This window comes from Devosia sp. (assembly GCF_017307565.1).
Taxonomy (GTDB): domain Bacteria; phylum Pseudomonadota; class Alphaproteobacteria; order Rhizobiales; family Devosiaceae; genus Devosia.
This window is the reverse complement of record NZ_JAFKHD010000349.1, coordinates 1-17,422: the sequence shown is the minus strand read 5'-3', so window position 1 is coordinate 17,422 and position 17,422 is coordinate 1. Positions and strand designations below refer to the sequence as shown.

17 protein-coding genes are annotated in these 17,422 nt (G+C 61.5%); 8 read left to right on the top strand and 9 right to left on the bottom strand.

What is annotated here, in order from left to right; genetic code table 11:
• Positions 1–151 precede the first annotated feature (151 nt).
• Together J0I64_RS13955 and J0I64_RS13950 are read right to left on the bottom strand one after the other, a co-directional pair.
• A complete protein-coding gene (locus tag J0I64_RS13955; protein ID WP_291409245.1) occupies positions 152–1,174 on the bottom strand; it encodes a sugar isomerase in 1,023 nt (340 codons plus the stop codon).
• 17 nt (positions 1,175–1,191) lie between these two features.
• Positions 1,192–2,100 carry an N-acetylglucosamine kinase gene (locus tag J0I64_RS13950; protein ID WP_291409243.1) on the bottom strand — a complete coding sequence of 303 codons (909 nt, stop codon included), beginning with the start codon at positions 2,098–2,100 and terminating at the stop codon, positions 1,192–1,194.
• A 99-nt stretch (positions 2,101–2,199) separates the two neighbouring features.
• Between J0I64_RS13950 and J0I64_RS13945 the strand changes: the two genes are divergently transcribed.
• From J0I64_RS13945 to J0I64_RS13930, 4 genes are read left to right on the top strand one after another with little or no spacing between them, the layout of a single operon-like run.
• A complete protein-coding gene (locus J0I64_RS13945; protein WP_291409241.1) occupies positions 2,200–3,450 on the top strand; it encodes an extracellular solute-binding protein in 1,251 nt (416 codons plus the stop codon).
• Position 3,451: 1 nt separating this feature from the next.
• The gene (locus J0I64_RS13940; RefSeq protein ID WP_291409239.1) at positions 3,452–4,384 is read left to right on the top strand and encodes a carbohydrate ABC transporter permease; all 933 of its coding nucleotides are present in this window, start codon (positions 3,452–3,454) and stop codon (positions 4,382–4,384) included.
• Complete coding sequence (locus tag J0I64_RS13935; RefSeq protein ID WP_291409237.1) at positions 4,384–5,262, top strand: carbohydrate ABC transporter permease; 879 nt, start codon at positions 4,384–4,386, stop codon at positions 5,260–5,262. The genes J0I64_RS13940 and J0I64_RS13935 overlap by 1 nt, the downstream gene beginning before the upstream one ends.
• 10 nt (positions 5,263–5,272) lie before the next feature.
• Entirely contained in the window at positions 5,273–6,058 is a 786-nt protein-coding gene (locus J0I64_RS13930) for an SDR family oxidoreductase (protein ID WP_291409235.1), read from the top strand.
• A 56-nt stretch (positions 6,059–6,114) separates the two neighbouring features.
• Here the strand turns inward: J0I64_RS13930 and J0I64_RS13925 are convergent, their stop codons facing one another.
• From J0I64_RS13925 to J0I64_RS13900, 6 genes are all read right to left on the bottom strand, one after another.
• The gene (locus J0I64_RS13925; protein ID WP_291409233.1) at positions 6,115–7,026 is read right to left on the bottom strand and encodes a TIM barrel protein; all 912 of its coding nucleotides are present in this window, start codon (positions 7,024–7,026) and stop codon (positions 6,115–6,117) included.
• A gap of 16 nt (positions 7,027–7,042) precedes the next feature.
• Positions 7,043–8,155, bottom strand: coding sequence for a sn-glycerol-3-phosphate ABC transporter ATP-binding protein UgpC (ugpC, locus tag J0I64_RS13920; RefSeq protein ID WP_291409231.1), 1,113 nt, complete (start codon positions 8,153–8,155; stop codon positions 7,043–7,045).
• 8 nt (positions 8,156–8,163) lie between these two features.
• The gene (locus J0I64_RS13915) at positions 8,164–9,081 is read right to left on the bottom strand and encodes an ABC transporter permease subunit (RefSeq protein ID WP_291409228.1); all 918 of its coding nucleotides are present in this window, start codon (positions 9,079–9,081) and stop codon (positions 8,164–8,166) included.
• Between the two features lie 10 nt (positions 9,082–9,091).
• On the bottom strand, positions 9,092–9,976 hold the full coding sequence (locus tag J0I64_RS13910) for an ABC transporter permease subunit (RefSeq protein WP_291409225.1): 885 nt from the start codon (positions 9,974–9,976) through the stop codon (positions 9,092–9,094).
• A 69-nt stretch (positions 9,977–10,045) separates the two neighbouring features.
• Positions 10,046–11,383: an extracellular solute-binding protein gene (locus J0I64_RS13905; RefSeq protein ID WP_291409223.1), complete on the bottom strand. Its 1,338-nt coding sequence runs from the start codon at positions 11,381–11,383 to the stop codon at positions 10,046–10,048.
• 122 nt (positions 11,384–11,505) lie between these two features.
• On the bottom strand, positions 11,506–12,225 hold the full coding sequence (locus J0I64_RS13900) for a WYL domain-containing protein (RefSeq protein WP_291409221.1): 720 nt from the start codon (positions 12,223–12,225) through the stop codon (positions 11,506–11,508).
• Positions 12,226–12,312: 87 nt separating this feature from the next.
• Between J0I64_RS13900 and J0I64_RS13895 the strand changes: the two genes are divergently transcribed.
• The gene (locus tag J0I64_RS13895) at positions 12,313–13,263 is read left to right on the top strand and encodes an alpha/beta hydrolase (protein ID WP_291409219.1); all 951 of its coding nucleotides are present in this window, start codon (positions 12,313–12,315) and stop codon (positions 13,261–13,263) included.
• A 77-nt stretch (positions 13,264–13,340) separates the two neighbouring features.
• On the opposite strand, the gene J0I64_RS13890 is transcribed toward J0I64_RS13895, so the two are convergent.
• Entirely contained in the window at positions 13,341–14,012 is a 672-nt protein-coding gene (locus J0I64_RS13890; protein ID WP_291409217.1) for a TetR/AcrR family transcriptional regulator, read from the bottom strand.
• A 295-nt stretch (positions 14,013–14,307) separates the two neighbouring features.
• On the opposite strand from J0I64_RS13890, the gene J0I64_RS13885 reads away from it, so the two are divergent.
• From J0I64_RS13885 to J0I64_RS13875, 3 genes are all read left to right on the top strand, one after another.
• Positions 14,308–16,020 carry a PQQ-binding-like beta-propeller repeat protein gene (locus tag J0I64_RS13885; RefSeq protein WP_291409216.1) on the top strand — a complete coding sequence of 571 codons (1,713 nt, stop codon included), beginning with the start codon at positions 14,308–14,310 and terminating at the stop codon, positions 16,018–16,020.
• 79 nt (positions 16,021–16,099) lie between these two features.
• Positions 16,100–16,669 (top strand): cytochrome c, encoded by a 570-nt coding sequence (locus J0I64_RS13880; protein ID WP_291409214.1) that lies wholly within the window; start codon positions 16,100–16,102, stop codon positions 16,667–16,669.
• Between the two features lie 11 nt (positions 16,670–16,680).
• A complete protein-coding gene (locus tag J0I64_RS13875; RefSeq protein ID WP_291409212.1) occupies positions 16,681–17,400 on the top strand; it encodes a hypothetical protein in 720 nt (239 codons plus the stop codon).
• The last annotated feature ends 22 nt before the right edge of the window (positions 17,401–17,422 follow it).

Here is a 17,422-nt window from a genome sequence, read left to right as displayed (position 1 = left end):
CGCGGGAATTGACCTGGGCGACCGAGATCGAAGTCAGCCGCCTGGGCAATGCGGGCACCGTGTTGGGCGCCGTGCAACTGGCCATCGACTATGGATTGGGCCTCATTCTCGGTGAGGCCGTCCATCCCAGCGTCGCGCTGCCGCCCCTGTCCTAGACTTCCGTGGGCGACCATGGCTTGAGCTTTGTATCGGTCTGCCGGTAGCGGAAGGTGATATTGGTCAGCCCGGCCGCATCCTGCATATCGCCGATGATCATCTGGATCGCGACGATATCGAGAATGGCGGCAGCGATTTCGTTGTCCGTTTCCGGCACCTGCAACACCACGAGCCGATCGGTGGAGGCGATGTCGGTCCGGGACGTCACCAATACCGCAGGCCCAATTTCGGACATGTCTTGCGCAATTTTGGTCTCGCGGCCCACGCCCAAAGCGATAACGCCGGTGCGCTGATCCTGAGACTCCATCGGACCGTGCAGATAGTTCAACGTATCCCAGCCACAGGCGGGCACGCGGACCGCCTCGCGGATCAGCATGGCCGCTTCGCCGGCCGTGGCAAAGCCGGCCTGGGCTCCGACGATATCGATGGAGGCTCGCTCCGCCAGAATGCGCGCCGCTGCTGCTGCGGGCCCGACCTGGCTTGCCAGAACCTCGCCCACCATATCTGGTAGCGCCGCCCAAATCGGACTCTGGCCACGCCCGACCAGCGCGTCGGCCAGCATACCGACCGCCAGCGCCATACCGGTATATCCGGTCGAGCTCGCGCCATTGTCAGCGCCAGAAAAAAACGGCAGTTCACGACCCGTCAGCTGCGCCAGCGGTGTACCGGGAGAACGGCAGAGCGCGACGCGTGGCAGATGGTTGCGCAACGCCATGACCTCGGAGATTTCCCGGCTCTGCCCGGAGGCAGAGAGAGCAACAAAGGCAGAGCCGGCGCTGCCCACGGCCTCATAGAGATCGGTCGGACAATAAGCTGTGGCCGGAATATCGCGCCGACGAAGATAGGAGGCGCCCAGCATGGCCACCTGATAGCTGGCGCCGATCCCGGCAAGTCCGATGTGACCGACAAAATCGCTGAGGTCGAGCTGGTCGAGCCCAGCGGCAACTGCCATGCGCACCTCTGACAGGCTCTCGACCTGCCGAGCCACGGCATCGCGATATCCGATGCGCTTGTTCATGCTTGGTATCTCCATTGTCACAGGACAGGCTGGGCCGGACGGCCGGTCAGAACACGGCTGGCGATGGCCGCAGCACCGACCACCGGGTCGGCTTTGAGAAGCACGACTTCGCTCTGGGGCGAAAACGAATGAACGGCCGTCCGGAAGGTATCGAACAGCAGGGGCTGGTGGGCGAACACGCTCCCCCCGGCAACCACGACAGCGCTGTTTGCGCCGCGCTCGACCAGAACGCCCACGAGGCCAGCCAGGGCCTCCGCGCCTTCAACGATGACGCGGCGCGCCAGTGCCGAACCATTGTCCGCCGCTGCAAATACGGTATTGGCGTGACGCCCCCACTCGGCGGCGCCACGCACCTCGTTGAGCAGTCGTCCAAGCTTGGTGACCTCGGTGGTATCGAGCGCCGCCAGCATGGCCGCAATCAGCGGGTCATCGAGCCGATTGCGATCAATAGCGCCGCGCACTGCCTTGGCCGCCTCGCGAACGATTGCCGCCGCGCTGCCCTCGTCCCCCAGGATCCAGCCCCAACCGCCTGCCGCCAGCATGTGCCCGGCACTGTCGCGCGCCACAGCGATAGACCCCGTGCCGGAGACGACACCGATACCCGAGACATAGCCCGCAGCCGGCACCAGCAATTCGGAATCGTTGACCACGGTCACCTGGCAATCAAGCTCGGCCCCGAGCGCTCCCTGCAACGCCTGGCACTGCGCATCGCTGTCGCAACCATGCGCGCCCGCCGCCAGGCTCAACAGCGGCCCGCCGGCCACCCTGCGCGCCAGCGCCGCCAGCCCGCGCGCATCTTCTTCAAGACGCCATGTGCGCCAGGACGAAGACAGCACCGTCTCATTGGCGATCACTTCGTCGCCGCGCAGCACCATGACCTGGGTCTTGGTTCCGCCGACATCCATGCCTGCGACCAACTGGTCCATCAGGGCCACCTACTTAGTTAGGAAAGATTACAAACTATCTAGTCAGCGCCTACAAACTATGATTTGGTGGCGGCGTCAAGGGTGCCAATGGAGAAGGCAATGACTATCGCAAAGCTATCGCGAGCGGTCCTCATGGGGGGTATGGCCTGGGGGATGATCGCAACCGCTGCATTCGCTGCAGACATCACATTTTGGACGTGGCGCCAGGAAGATAAGGCCGCCTACGAGAAGTTCTTTTCCGCCTTCACGGCGGAAAATCCTGACATCAACGTAAAGTTCGAAGCCCTGCCGGATACGACCTATCCGACCATGGTCTCGACCGGCCTCGCAGCCGGCAAGGCTGCCGATGTCATCCATACCCACGCCTATGGCTGGCTCGACCAGTTCGTACGCTCGGGCTACCTGGAGCCGCTGGACGAGGCGACCGTCCCCAGCCTTGCCAACTTCACGCCAGACGCCATCGAGGCGCTCAGCTTCCGTGAAGATCACAAGGTCTATTCGGTGCCCTTCGCCACCATGACCCTAGGTCTGTTCATCAACGAGGATGTGTTCGAGAAAGCCGGCCTCACTCCGCCCACGACCTGGGAAGAGTTCAAGACCGTCGGCGACGCGCTCAAGTCCAAGGGCATCATTCCGCTCGCCAACGGCATGGGCACCAGCTGGTTCAACGAGATGTTCGTGTCGGTCTTTGCCGGCCCGTTCCTCGGCCCCGAATTCGCTGCTGAACTGAGCACGGGAGCGACCACCTACAAGGATCCGCGCTACGCTGCCGCGCTCTCCAAACTGCTTGAACTGCGCGACTACATGCCGCCCAACTTTGCCGGCGTCGACTACGAAACCGCAGGGCAGCTGTTCCTGTCAGGCCGCGCCGCCATGCTGGCCGGTGGCAGCTTCGATATCGCCAATTATCGCAAGCTCAACCCGTCGCTCAAGATGGACTTCATTGCGCCCCCCGCCGCTTCTGCCGGCGATGTCCCGCATGCGTCCAAGTTCTATGACGGTGGCTATGCGGTCAACGCAGCGTCCCCGAACAAGGAAGCAGCGCTCCGTCTCGTCAACTGGATGGGGACAACCGAATTCGGCAATATGTTCTCCAACACCTTGGGCAATATCTCGCCCATCAACGGTGTTGAGATCACTGATCCGATTCTGCACCACGTGGCCGAACTCAACAAAACCGCCGTGCCGCATCTCAACGTGGTTTACTTCCGCTTCGGCAAGCCCACTGGTTCGGAAATCCTTCAGGCCAACATCACCAAGATGATGTCCGGAGACATGACACCAGAACAGGTCGGCGTGGAAATGACCAACGGCATTGCCACCTGGTTCGCCCCGTTCCAAGGAAAGTAAAATGAAAGCCGATTGGCGCAGCAAACCCTTTCATCTGTCGCGCCGGTCGCTCTGGATCGCTTTCCTTCTGGCGCCAGCGGCCGTGATCATGATGACCTTCGTGGTCTGGCCGCTGGTGTCGGCCCTTCAACTCTCGTTTTTCAGATTTGAGGGGCTGAAGCCGGGCGACTTCGTCTGGTTCGAAAACTTCTACAAGGTGCTGTTCCAAAGCCCCTTCAGAGATGCGACCTACAATGCCTTCTGGCACAATATCGTGGTCTTCTTCGCCCTGATGGTGCTGGAAAACGGCGTCGCCCTGCTCATCGCCTATGCCCTGCTCAAGGAATTGCCCGGGCACCGGCTGCATCAGGTGATCGTCTTCCTGCCGGTGGTCCTCTCCGCCGTGATCGTCGGTTTCCTCTGGAAGCTGCTGCTGCATCCGCTTTTCGGCGTGGTCAACGCCGCTCTCGGCCTGTTCGGCATCATGGGGCCCGCCTGGCTCGGCAGCGAAGCCACTGCCCTTGGCAGCATCGTCTTCGCCAATGTCTGGCACTGGATCGGCTTCCCCGCCCTCGTGCTCCTCGCCGGCATGCAACGGATCAGCCGCGAAGTCCTCGAAGCCGCGCGGCTCGATGGCGCCGGTGACTGGACGATCCTGACCCGGATCGTCTGGCCGCTGATTGCCCCCAGCGTCACCATCGTCACCGTCCTCACCTTTATCGGCAGCTTCAACTGGTTCGAATTGCCGCTGCTGATGGCAGACATGGAAGGGTCTCCCGGCCGCTCCACCGACGTTCTTGCTCTTTACTTCTACCGCACTGCGTTCGGCAGCGTCACCAGCGGCATACAGGACTTCGGACAGGGCAGCGCCCTGGCGGTTCTCATGTTCCTGTTCGTAGGTGCAGTCACCTTTATCGCCCTGAAATTCCTGCGTAGCCGCGAGCTCGAAATCTGATGGCCAATATCGCAAGCACAACGACCACCCATCAGGCGACGGGCCCCGTCAGCTACAAGGGCGAAGGCTTTAAGAACGGGGCCATCCAGGCCCTGCTCTGGCTCAATGCCGTGATCATGCTCTACCCGCTCTTTGTCATGGTCATGTCCTCGTTCAAGTCCAACGCGGAGATCTTCTCTTCGCCGCTGGCTCTGCCGCAAAGCCTCAACTTCGCCAATCTCGAAAAGGTCTGGAGCGAGACGAACTTCCTGCAATATCTGGGCAATTCGCTGCTCGTGACGTCAGCGTCGGTCGCCCTGATCCTGGTTGTCGGCACCATGGCGGCCTATGCGATCGCGCGCTACGAGTTTCGCTTCTCGGGCCTGTGGCTGATGTTCTTCCTCTCGGGCATGACCGTCCCGCTCAAGCTCGCCATCATTCCGCTGTTCCTTCAGCTCAATGCACTCAACCTGCTCAACACCTATGCGGGCCTGATCCTGGTCTATACGGCCATGGGCATCCCCTCGGCCGTGTTCATCATGACCGGCTTCCTGCGCGCCCTGCCCAAAGAGCTCGAGGAGAGCGCGCGCATCGATGGCGCCAACGAATTCGTCATCATGTGGCAGGTCATGCTGCCGCTCGCACGCCCCGCCATGGTCATCGTCGCCATCCAGAACGCGGTACCGATCTGGAATGACTTCTTCTTCCCCCTGATCCTGATCACCTCGGACAGTCTCAAGACCCTGCCCCAGGGGCTCACCGTGTTCATGGGCGAATTCGTGACCGATTGGGGCGTGCTGTTCACCGGGCTGACCCTCGCCGCGCTGCCCATTACGCTCCTCTACATCCTGCTGTCGCGCCAGTTCATCGCCGGCCTGACCCAGGGCGCCATCAAATAGGACGAAGACGATGAAACGAGCAGCAGGCAGCGTTGCCCTGATCACCGGCGGCGGCTCCGGCATAGGCGCCGCAGCGGCTGAAAGACTCGCCGGGATCGGCTGTGCCGTCGCGATCAACTATTCCCGAAATGGCGCCGGCGCCGAAGCCGTCGCCGAGCGCTGCCGGGCTCTGGGCGTAAAGGCCATCACGCTCAGCGGCAATGTCGCAAACGACGAAGACTGTCGGCGCATGGCGGACGAGACCGTCGCAGGACTTGGGCGGCTCGACATTCTGGTAAACTGCGCCGGCGTTACCCGGCGCGTTCCGGCCAACGACCTTGAGGCCCTCGCCGGCGAGGATTTCTCAGCAGTCAACGCCGTCAACGTCGCGGGCACGTTTCAGATGATAAGGGCAGCGACCCCGCATCTGAAGCGCTCCGGGGCTGGCACAATCGTGAATATCTCGTCCGATTCAGCCATCACGGGCGATGGATCCTCGCTTGCCTACGCAGCCTCGAAGGGCGCTCTGAACACCCTGACCCTTGGTCTCGCCCGCGAACTGGCACCCGAAATCCGCGTCAACGCGATCTGTCCCGGCTTCGTCGATACCAGCTGGGCCCTCGCCTGGCAGGATGCCGAGAGCTACGCACGCTTCAAGCAGCGCGTCGCCGATGTCGCCCCCCTCAAGATCATTCCCACCCCGGACGACATCGCCGACATGATCGAATGGCTGGTCGTCGGGGCCCGCTGCGTCACCGGGCAATTGCTTGTCATCGACGGGGGGACACATCTCACCGTCGGAAACCCGTTGGCCTAGCCGCAATAGGCAACACGCCAGCCCTCGGCCAAGGCCGAGGGCTGCTTTTCTCGATATTACTGTGCGGCCACCGCGTCCGGCGTTGCAAGGCCGGCAAGTGCGCGGGCGCGACGCAGGCTTTCCGGCTGCTCGGCGCGATAGCGACGGCCGATTTCCATCATCAGCACGGTGTCGGGCAGGAAGGTGAGTTCGGAGAAAATCCGGTCCCAGTCGATATCACCCCAGCCGAGCGGCATGTGCAGGTCGCCGATGCCCATCGCCGTGTTTTCCTGCGGATGATAGGGCGTATAAAAGCCCTGCGGACGACCAAAGCTGTCGTGGACATGCAGATGCCCCGCGACACCAGCCATGGCAGCGATTTCCTCGAAGAAGTCGAGACCACGATAGGTTGCTTCTAGGTAGGCGTGGCTAAAGTCGATCAACGCCACGATCTGCGAGTGGTTGACCGCCTTGACGGTCTCGGCGACCTCTTTCGGTGTCTGGCGATACTGGCCCGGCTCGGTGGTGAAGATGTTTTCGAGCGCGATGCGCACGCCATAGGGGCGCGCAAAATCACCGAGTTCGGTCAGGGCTTCGCGCTCGCGCTGGTCTGCGCCAGCCCGTTCGGCGATCTGGTTGGCGCGCAGACACCCACCATGCTGAACGAGAATGCCAGCGCCGACACGATCACAGACTTCAACCAACGCCTTGGCAGCATCGAGCTGGTAGCGCTGCGTCACCGGATCCATGAAGTTGGATGAAACCAGTCCATGCACCGTGTAGCGGAAATCGAACTGGCTGGTGATGGCAACGAGACGCTCGGCGCGCTCGGGAATGATGCGGCCACCCGAAATCAGATCGAGGCTGGTCAGCCCAAGTTCCACCGTATCGACGCCGATATCGGCGAGAGCACGCAGGTCTTCGTGAAAGCTGGCAAATTCGCCGTCGGTGGAACCAACGTTGAAACCGGTGCCGATGATATTGCCCATCTGGGCCTCCTTGAGATCAGGCAGAAACACTGTCGGTAGCGCGAACGGCAGCGCCTGCATGGTCGATGCGGCGTCCGGTCGTGTGATCGAAGACATGAATATCGCTTTCGCTAACCGCGAAGTGGATCGGCATACCGGTGCCCAGCGCATCATTGCCATCGTCGACGGCGATAATCGGGCTGCCATCGGCGCGCGCATAGATGAGACGTGAAGCACCGAGTTCCTCGGTATAGTCGACCACGGCCGCGATAGCGCCCTTGTGGCCAGCATCGACACGGCGGACCAGCTCGGGGCGGACGCCGATGGAAACCTCACGGCTGAGATGCGCCTTGGCCAGACCCGGCAGGCTCAGCATGCCGCCCTGGCCGTGGCGGAAATAGCCATCCTCGGCAAAAAAGCCGCGCACGAGGTTCATCGACGGAGAACCGATGAAGTCGGCGACGAAGAGGCTTGCCGGGTTATGATAGACTTCCGAAGGCTTGCCCACCTGCTCGACAATGCCCGAATTCATGACGATCAGGCGATCGGCCAGCGTCATGGCTTCGGTCTGATCGTGCGTCACGAACACCGAAGTGACGCCGAGGCTGCGATGCAGGTTGCGGACCTCGGCCCGCATGGCAACGCGCAGCTTCGCGTCGAGATTTGAAAAAGGCTCGTCAAAGAGGAAGACCTTCGGCTCGCGCACCATGGCGCGGGCCATGGCAACGCGCTGGCGCTGCCCACCTGAAAGCTCTCCCGGTTTGCGGTCGAGATAGGGCTCGAGGCTGACCGATTTCGCAACCTTCAGCACCTTGGCCTCACGCTCGGCCTTGGGCATGCCGGCAACCTTGAGTGCGTAGCCGATATTCTGCGACACGGTCATGTGGGGGTAGAGCGCGTAGTTCTGGAACACCATGGCGCAGCCTCGCTCGCGCGGCTCGAGCTGGTTGACCACGGTGCCGTCGATGGCAATCGTGCCCTCGGAAATTTCTTCGAGCCCGGCAATCATGCGCAGCAGGGTAGACTTCCCACAGCCCGACGGCCCCAGGATGACGACGAACTCGCCTGCTTCGATTTCCACGTCGACGCCATGGATGACGTCATTCTTCTTGTAGCGTTTCTTGACGCCGCTGATGGTGATGGCAGCCATGGGATGTCTCACTTGTCTCGGGAAATAAGGCCGCGCACGAACCAGCGCTGCATAAGTGCAACGACCAGCAGTGGGGGCAGCATGATGATGAGGGCACCCGCCATGGTGACGTTCCAGTCGGGCGTGCCGTTCTGCGCCGGGATCAGCGCCTTGAGCTGCATGACAACGGTGCCGTAATTGGTACGATCGGTGGTTATGAGCAGCGGCCAGAGGTACTGGTTCCAGCTCGATACGAACATGATCGTGGCCAATGCCAGCATATTGGTGCGGCTCAGCGGCAGCAGCACGTCCCAGAAAAAGCGCAGCGGCCCTGATCCATCCATCTTCGATGCTTCAACCAGTTCATCGGGAATGGTCATGAAGAACTGGCGATAGAGGAAGGTGCCGGTTGCCGTTGCCACCAGCGGCAGGATCAGGCCCGTATAGGAATTGAGCAGGTTCCATTCGAGCCCGACGCGGATGCCCGAAACAGTCTCGATCAGCCAGGTGATGCCTAGGGTATCCAGCAAGAACTGGAACGGGAGTAGCGCGTTCGCGGCGATCGAGTAGGTCGGTACGATACGCACTTCCAGCGGCAGCATCAGGGTGATGAAGATCAGCCAGAAGCACAACATGCGGGCGCGATAGTTGAAGAAGACGATAGAGAAAGCCGACAGTGCCGCCAGCGTGATCTTGCCGATGGTCACCCCGGAGGCAACGATCAGGCTGTTGACCATCTTGGGGCCAAGGTCGGCGCGAACCCAGGCAGTCTGAATATTCTCGAACAGGTGTCCCGAGGGCAGCATGCTGATCGGCACGCGAGCCACTTCCGGCAGCGACATGCTGCCGGCCACAAAGGTGATCCAGAACGGCACGAGAACCAGGAACAATCCCAGGATCATGGCCGCATAGGAGACGAAGTCGAAGAACGGCGAACGTTCAATCATGGCGGCTGCCTCAGTTGTAATGGACGCGCTTTTCGACCCATTTGAACTGGACGAAGGTCAGCGCGATGACAAGGAGCATGAGGACGATCGACTGGGCGGCGGCGCCCGAATAGTCGAGGCCTTTGAACCCGTCGACATAGATATTGTAGACCATCACTTCGGTGGACCCGATGGGGCCGCCTTCGGTCATCACGTCGATCAGGCCGAAGCTGTCGGTAAAGCTCGAGATCAGGTTCATGATGATCAGGAAGAACACGGTCGGCGTGATCAGCGGCAACTGCAGGTCCATCATCCGGCGGAACGGGCGAGCGCCGTCCATTGCACCCGCTTCTGAAAGCGAGCGCGGGATCATCTGCAGGGCCGCAAGGAAAAAGATGAAGTTGTAGCCAATGCCAAGCCAGGCGTGGCAGACGATGACCATGGCCAAGGCGTGGGCGCCGTTGATGGCCGGGTTCCAGAGGCCGGGCCAGATCTGATTGATCGCGCCGACAAGGCCCGCATCAGGCGAGAAGATGAAGCGGAAAGCCACCCCGGCGGCGGGTGCCGCAATGGCATAGGGCCAGACGAATACGGACTGGAAGAGTTTGGTGCCCTTGAGCGAGCGGTCGACGAACGCGGCCAGCGTCAGCGCGATCACCATCGAAATGGCGGTCGTCGCGATAGCATAGAAGGCGCTGCGGCCAACCATGGCCCAGTATTGCCCATCGCGGAAAATGCCGAGGAAGTTGGCAAAACCAACCCAGGTATTGCCGCCGCCCCAGGGCTGCTCGAGCGTGAAAGCCCAATAGAGCGCCTGTGTCGTCGGCCAATAGAAGAAAACCAGGACCAGGATCAGCTGGGGGGCGATCAGCAGCCAGGGCAGTCCGCCATTCTTGTAGTAAGCACGTCTTTCCATAAGCCAGTCCGCCTCGGCTGAAAATGAGCACGGACGGCTTGCGCCGCCCGTGCATGATTGCAGTTCAGATCAGGGGAGAGTCTTGCCCGGATAGGTGGCTTCGAACTTGCGGAGCACTTCGTTGGAGCGCTCGGCAGCGGCATCGAGAGCTTCCTGCACCGGCACGTTGTTGAACAGCACGGCCTGCATGGCGTTCTGGATTTCGACGCGGACGGCGCCGAAGTTACCAAGACGCACACCACGGGTGTATTCGGTCGGCGGGGTAAAGCTCAGGCTGGCGAGAGCCAGTTCGCGGCCCTTGTAGGGAGCGGCATCGTAGAAGCCGGCAGCCTTCATGGCTTCAAAGCCCGAGTTGGTGACGGGAATGTAGCCGGTCACGGTCGACCACCATTCGGCCTGCTTGGGGGTAGCAAGGAATGCGTAGAACGCAGCGGCGCCCTTGTATTCCTCAGCCGACTTGCCCTTGAGGGTCCAGAGAGCCGCGCCGCCGACGAGCGAGTTCTTGCGCTCGGTGCCTTCCCACACGGGGAGCATGGCGACGTCCCAGTGCATGCCTTCGACGGCCTGCTTGCCGATCGTGCCGTGGTCGGCGATCGAGGAGGACGACATCTGGCACTTGGCGTTGATGAAGGCGTCATTGGCGGTTTCGCCAGTGGCCTTGCTCTTCACGACAAACAGGCCCTCGTCATACATGTCCTTGTAGAACTGGAGCTGCTTGACGAAGAGACCCTTGTTGAATTCGACGGTAGCGTTGAGACCACCATAGCCGTTGCCATTGGAAGCGATCGGCTGGTTGTGGATGGCCGAGAACTGTTCCCACCACTGCCACTGACCGGTCGGATCGAATGCAACCGGGCAGTCATAGCCGGCAGCCTTGAGGTCGCGGGCAATGGTCTCAACCTGTTCCCAGGTCTGGGGAGCGCCTTCGAAGCCAACGGCCTTGAGGGCATCGGTGTTGTAGTAGAACATGGCCGTCGAGTTGTTGAACGGCATGGCCAGCAGTTCACCAGTCGAGGTCGCGAAATACGAGCTGACGCCCGAATTATAGTTGGACCAGTCGATGTCGTAGCCATTGTCTTCCATCAGCTGACGAACCGGCAGGTAGGCGCCGGACAGCATCAGGTCAACCACGCCGCCGTCGCTGATCTGCGCAATGGTCGGCTGCTTGTTGGCGCGGAAAGCGGCGATCGTGTTCTGCAGGTTGTTTTCGTAGGTTTCCTGGCTGACACAGACGATCTCGTAGTCGGCCTGCGACTCGTTGAAGGTCTTGCACATGTCCTGAATGCGGTCACTCAGGTCGCCGGACAGGCCATACCAGAATTCGAACTTGGTCTGAGCGAAGGCCGGGTTGGCCAGCGCGAGAAGAGAAACAGTCGACGCTGCGGCGAGCAGTCGGATATTGGTCATGATGACGCTCCGAGAATTGGGCCTTCTGAGGCGGCCGCACTCTTAGAGCGTGTGTCTGACGCAAAAACTTCAGGACGGTGACAGTTCACCTTCCATTCGATGACAGAATGATTACACCCGGCTCAGCGCGAAAGGTCGCGAACCGGTCGAACATGATCCTCAAACGGCACATGTCGGCGCTGAAAGCTCGTTCCCTCGCCGATCGCGGGCCGGCTGATCCGGTCCATGCGAAAATGCCGGAAGGCCCCGCGCGCCGGATCCCATGCCACCAGATACCAGAGCGGCGGCAGGATCAGCATGGCCTGTGGCTCGACATGGCGCGTGGTAAAAACCCCTTTGGCATCGCGATAACCAAAGCGCAGACAACGCCGCTCGAGAAAGGCCGTCTCGAAGGCTGGAAGCAGCGCCGGATCCATTGCCCCCATATCCGATATGTCCACCTCCGGCGAAAGTTTTCCGACAAAGAGACAGTCGAGAAACCGGCGCAGGTCGCGCAACTTGTCGGGCGGCAAGGCCGCCTCGATCTTTGCAAGGCCGGTATCGGCGAAATTGGCAAAGGGCAATCCGCCGGCCGCCCGCATGGAAGCAACACTGATCAGCAGCGCGAAAACCTCTGCGACCGACAGCCGCGCCGTCGTTTGTAGCGACCGCGGGTCCAGTTGCAGCCCGCCACCGCGCCCCGGTTCGGAGTGAATGACGAAACCCTCGTCGCGCAGTGCCCCGATATCGCGCAATACGCTGCGGCGGGAGGCGCCAATACCGTCCGCCAGCTCGGCAACCGTCATGGTGCCGTTGCGGCGAAGGCTGCGCACGATAGCGTCTTGTCGGAGGCGGGCTTTCATCTGGAGATACAGCAATTCAAAGGTGCCAAAATTTGGCACCGTTTCTTTTTAGGCAGCGCTCGCACATATCCGCAAGGTGAACCAGCAATGTCCAACAAGATCGATTTTCCCGAACCCACGCTGATTCCGGTCAACGGCGTGGAGCTCGAAGTTTTCGAAGCCGGCCGGGAAAACGCCGGCAAGCCCATTGTCCTCTGCCATGGCTGGCCAGAGCATGCCTTTTCATGGCGTCACCAGGTGCCCGCCCTCGTCGCTGCGGGCTATCATGTCATCGTTCCCAACCAGCGCGGCTATGGCAACTCCTCCCGCCCGGCCGATATCACCGCCTATGACATCGAGCACCTCACGGGCGACCTCGTCGCCCTCCTCGACCACTATGGCTATGCCCAGGCAACCTTTGTCGGCCACGACTGGGGCGCCATGGTCGTCTGGGGCCTCGCCCTCCTCCATCCCGACCGCGCCAGCAGGCTGATCAATCTCAGCCTCCCCTATCAGGAGCGCGGCGACCTGCCCTGGATCGAGCTTTTGGAGCAGCTCCTCGGCAGCGATTACTACTTCGTCCACTTCAACCGCCAACCTGGCGTGGCCGACGCCATTCTGGCCCAGAACACCGCACGTTTCCTGCGCAACCTTTATCGCAAGAACGAGCCTGCCCGACCTCCCGAACCAGGCATGGTGATGATCAACCTCGCCCGCGCCGACAGCACTCCGGGCGACCTGGTGATGAGCGAAGAAGAGCTGGCCGTAATCGTCTCCGCCTTCGAAAAATCCGGGTTTACCGGCGGCATCAACTGGTACCGCAATCTGGACCGCAACTGGCACCTGCTGGCCGATGTCGATCCGATCCTCCATCACCCTGCCCTGATGATCTATGGCGAGCGCGATCTCATCCAGAAATCGGAACGGCTCGCCACCTTCGTGCCCAACGTCGAAGTGCTATCGGTCGATTGTGGTCACTGGATTCAGGAAGAAAAGCCGGAAGAGACCAACCGGGCAATCCTCGATTGGCTGGCGCGACAGGACGCGTCCCTGCCCTGACGACGACGAGACCCGATAGTCCGCCTCCCACTTTTTGGGGGGCGGAAGCCGGCGCAACGAAGTAGCCTCTTCCGCTTTCAGCCGCTGACGGCGTTGCCCTGAAGGCCATTTGGAGTGCCCAGACCATTGAGGAAAATGGCCCAGTTGGCATCGAATACCGCCCGGCGGCGATCATAGTCCTGCACATAGGAGAGGCCGAGCAGGGCGTGTCCCCAGATTTCCCCGATGATGGAATAGTAGAGGTGCCCGCAAAGCGCCACGGGGTCCTGCTTGGCCAACAGCCCCTCCTCCTGGGCGCGGACCACCAGCGGCAGCAGGATTTCCTGGATGCGGCCCTCGGTCAGCGCGAACTCGGCGCCGATCATGGGAAATTTCGGAACGGCGCCGATGCACATGCGATAGAGGTCGGTGCTGCCCGGGGACACGGCGACTTCAAAGAGCGCCGCGCAGGTTTCGTGCAACGCTGTCATCGTGTCCGGCCCGGTGACATCGATGCTGGCAAATTTGGCCAGAACCGAGACGCGCTCGCGCGCGATGGCGGCAACAAACAGGGCCTCCTTGCTGGAGAAACGACGGTAAAGCGTGTGCTTGGACATGCCACAGGCCTCTGCCACCGCGCCTATGGTCGTCGCTTCGAAGCCGCGCTGTTGGAACATCTTCAGGGCCGTATCGACCACCAGTTCCGACAGGTGCTCTGCATCGCCCGCCTTGGGTCGACCGGGTTTCCGTCCGGGCCTGTTTTCAGACAAAGAACGCTCCCTCCAACTGATGACGCCTTCAGTTTGATCCGCGTGCTTATACCCGCCGGTTAAATTGGGAAAGCGACGAATTGTTGCTCCGGCCGCCCCTCAAACAAGAGCGTCACGCGGCGACCGCCCCGCAGGTCCTTCAAGGACATCGCAATAACGCACATTGGGTTTTCCGAGGCAGCTTGCGTCTAGGCTGATGCTGCGCACCGGCACGGGCTTATCTGGCGCCCACCGTTGCAGGACAGAGGCGGGTAACGCCCGACGCATGTCAGCATCTGTTAGGGTAGGAAAATCCATGGCTAAACATCTTCATCGCTTCCTCCTGGGAGGAGTGGCGGTCACTGTTCTGGCGGCGTTCAGCGGTAATGCCTTTGCCGAGGACGTCACCTTCGAACGACTGTCCAATCCCGAGGACGGCAACTGGCTTTCGATCAACCGTACCTATGACTCCAACCGGTATTCCCCGCTCGGCGAGATCACCAAGGAAAACGTCGGCAACCTGAAGGTGGCTTTCACCGTGCCGCTGATGCCGGGTTCCAAGGGCGCCGGCGCCTTCGCCAGCTCGCTGCAGGGCACGCCGCTGGTCGACAACGGCATCATGTACATGTCGGACGGCTGGGGCCGCATCTATCGCATCAATCTGAGCAAGGGCGATCGCGGCTATATCGACTGGATCTATGATCCCGATACCGATGGCGAACTGGCCACGGGCATTCTGAACAATCGCGGCGTCGCTCTCTATGGTGACTCGATCTACTCGGTCACCCCCGATTGCGGCCTCGTCCGCGTCAACAAGGAATCGGGCGAGCTGATCTGGCGCGTCGAAACCCAGCAGAATCCGGTCGAATACTGCACGATGGCTCCGCTCGCCATCGACGGCAAGATCATCACCGGCCCGGCTGGCGGCGACGGCCCGATGCGCGGGCGCCTGGAAGCCTACAATCCCGAAGACGGTTCGCTGCTCTGGACATTCGAGACCATCGACGATGCTTCCTTCGAAACCGGCGCTGACACCGGCGGCGGCGCCACCTGGGTCACTGGTTCCTATGACGTCAGCCGTGACGAACTGGTCTGGGGCATCGGCAATCCTTATCCCGACTGGGAGCCGAGCAAGCGCCCGGGCGACAACCTTTACACCAATTCGACCGTCGCTCTGAATGCCAAGAATGGCGAGATCAACTGGCACTTCCAGTACACGCCCAACGATAGCTGGGATTTTGACGAAGTCGGCAGCCAGCAGCTGATCAATGCCACGATCAACGGCGAAGACCGCAAGATCGTCAGCCACTTTGGCCGCAACGGCTTCTACTATGACCTCGACGCCACCAACGGCGCCTATGTCAACGGTTCGCAATATGCCGAAAAGGTGACTTGGACCGCCGGTATCGACCCCAAGACCGGTATGCCGGTTGAGTACGATCCGAGCCTCAAGGTGCAGGAATACCTGCCCGAAAGCCGCATGGATTTCGACCTGATGGCCATGCCGACCGACTTCCAGTTCTGCCCATACTGGGAAGGCGGCGTGAACATGTTCCCGACCACCTATAGCCACGACACCAAGCTGGTCTATGGCCTTCTTATGGAAGGTTGCACCTTCAATCCGAACGATCGTCCGGAAGGCGAAGAAGGCCGCATCACCGGTGCTGTCGTTTCCGTTGATCCGACGACGGGTGCTGTGGTTCAGCGTCATGAGTTCGCCTCGACCGGTCGCGGCGGCATGATCTCGACTGCCGGCGGCGTCGTCTTCGGCACGAGCTCGAACGGCGACATCTTCGCCCTCGACGATACCACACTCGAACGCCTCTGGAACTTCAATGTCGGCACCATGATCGACGCTCCGCCGATCACCTTCGCGATCGATGGCAAGCAGTATCTGGCGCTGGCCGTGGGTCCGGGCGGCGTTGGCCTCGGCTTCCACAAGTACCCCGACAAGAGCTCGGATTCGGAAGAGGCCCTGGCTGCCCGGCAGTTCCAGCCCGCTTCGACCATGTACTTCTTCGCTCTCTAACCAGAGTTCAGCCGGCGCAGTGATCCCTCGGGATTGCCGCGCCGGCTCCGTGCTTTTTGACCCTCGGAGGTTCTAATCGATGACTATTTCGCTCCCGGGCTTCCCGTCAGGTTGGCTCAAACTGGCGCTCAGTGCCGCCATTCTGGCGCTTGGCGCCCTTGCCATTTCTCCCCTCGCTTCGCCCGTTCAGGCTCAGGACACCGCTGCCGCGGAAATTGATCCGGCTCTCGTCGAACAGGGTTTTAAGGTCTGGAAGGGCCAGGACTGCATCGGCTGTCACGGTTGGGCCGGCAATGGTGAGCGTATCGGGGAAAATCCGACAGGTCCGAGCCTGCGCGCGCTGGAGTACGACGCTGCAACGCTCAAGGAAATCATCCTCTGCGGCCGTCCGGGCACGGCCATGCCCTCGCATGACCCGCGCGCCTATAGCGATGACCGCTGCTACGGCATGACCAAGGCCGATCTGGCCGGCGTGAACCTGCTCAAGGGACGCGACATGAGCGATGCCGAGGCAGACGCGCTGGTCGCCTATATGATGGAAAGCATGCTGGGCCATCCCAACCAGCCGAGCCAGGAAGATTGCAAGGCCTACTATGGCGGCAAGCCTTTCTGCAGCAAGTATCCGACTGCCGAATCGCAGGGTTTTTAGGCGCCATGAGGGTGAGCAAGCTGCTGGCATTCGCAATGGCCATGAGCCTGCTGGTGCTACCCGCACTTGGCCAGAGTATCGAGCACCTTGCGCCCACCGACGTCCTGGATTTGAGGCTGGGCGAGCCCATCGCGGCTCAGCCTGGTCCATTCCGCGAATATGCCTGCGGCACCAATGGCGGCCCGCCGGCCCGGGCATTGAGCGGCTTTGAGGATTTTGCGAACTGTCCGGTCGAGCCCGAAACGGGCCTGCGCGAAGTCACCTTCCGCTATGATGACGAGCTCGAATATTACGCGCTGGCGATGAACCTGATGCCGATCGCCGATCGCTTCGGCGGCACCCGCTTCGGCACCTTTCCGGTCATCGTCTCGGTGCTGATCAGCGACGATGGCATCGTGCATGGCTATCGCGTGGTGACCGACGATCGTGTCGCGACCCGTGTGCGCCGCGTCGCCTACACCATGGGTATTCTGGCGCGTGCGCGCGTACCCGGGCAATGGTCCTGCGTGGACCTGCCGCTGGCCAATGGCGAAACCCCGGTGGGGCGAAATGCGGTCAAGCAGGACTGCACCGGGACCGGTGCCAGTGGCACGCATTTGTTGCTCAAGACACGGTTCTTCCATCGCAAGGGGCAGACCCAGTTCGACCAGCATTCGGGCAAGTTTCGGGAGGGCCTCTACGAGAGCACGGCGCGGCTCGAAGTGTTTGACGCCGGCTGGAGCAAACCATGAAAACGCTGCCCGTCCTCGCCCT

Excerpts from the sequence above, each read along its gene's own strand:
- J0I64_RS13880 (WP_291409214.1), top strand. The coding sequence starts at position 16,100 with ATGACTATTTCGCTCCCGGGCTTCCCGTCAGGTTGGCTCAAACTGGCG.
- J0I64_RS13895 (WP_291409219.1), top strand. The coding sequence starts at position 12,313 with ATGTCCAACAAGATCGATTTTCCCGAACCCACGCTGATTCCGGTCAAC.
- J0I64_RS13935 (WP_291409237.1), top strand. The coding sequence starts at position 4,384 with ATGGCCAATATCGCAAGCACAACGACCACCCATCAGGCGACGGGCCCC.
- J0I64_RS13885 (WP_291409216.1), top strand. The coding sequence starts at position 14,308 with ATGGCTAAACATCTTCATCGCTTCCTCCTGGGAGGAGTGGCGGTCACT.
- J0I64_RS13930 (WP_291409235.1), top strand. The coding sequence starts at position 5,273 with ATGAAACGAGCAGCAGGCAGCGTTGCCCTGATCACCGGCGGCGGCTCC.
- J0I64_RS13955 (WP_291409245.1), bottom strand. The coding sequence starts at position 1,174 with ATGAACAAGCGCATCGGATATCGCGATGCCGTGGCTCGGCAGGTCGAG.
- J0I64_RS13905 (WP_291409223.1), bottom strand. The coding sequence starts at position 11,383 with ATGACCAATATCCGACTGCTCGCCGCAGCGTCGACTGTTTCTCTTCTC.
- J0I64_RS13910 (WP_291409225.1), bottom strand. The coding sequence starts at position 9,976 with ATGGAAAGACGTGCTTACTACAAGAATGGCGGACTGCCCTGGCTGCTG.
- J0I64_RS13950 (WP_291409243.1), bottom strand. The coding sequence starts at position 2,100 with ATGGACCAGTTGGTCGCAGGCATGGATGTCGGCGGAACCAAGACCCAG.
- ugpC (WP_291409231.1), bottom strand. The coding sequence starts at position 8,155 with ATGGCTGCCATCACCATCAGCGGCGTCAAGAAACGCTACAAGAAGAAT.
- J0I64_RS13940 (WP_291409239.1), top strand. The coding sequence starts at position 3,452 with ATGAAAGCCGATTGGCGCAGCAAACCCTTTCATCTGTCGCGCCGGTCG.
- J0I64_RS13945 (WP_291409241.1), top strand. The coding sequence starts at position 2,200 with ATGACTATCGCAAAGCTATCGCGAGCGGTCCTCATGGGGGGTATGGCC.
- J0I64_RS13900 (WP_291409221.1), bottom strand. The coding sequence starts at position 12,225 with ATGAAAGCCCGCCTCCGACAAGACGCTATCGTGCGCAGCCTTCGCCGC.
- J0I64_RS13915 (WP_291409228.1), bottom strand. The coding sequence starts at position 9,081 with ATGATTGAACGTTCGCCGTTCTTCGACTTCGTCTCCTATGCGGCCATG.
- J0I64_RS13925 (WP_291409233.1), bottom strand. The coding sequence starts at position 7,026 with ATGGGCAATATCATCGGCACCGGTTTCAACGTTGGTTCCACCGACGGC.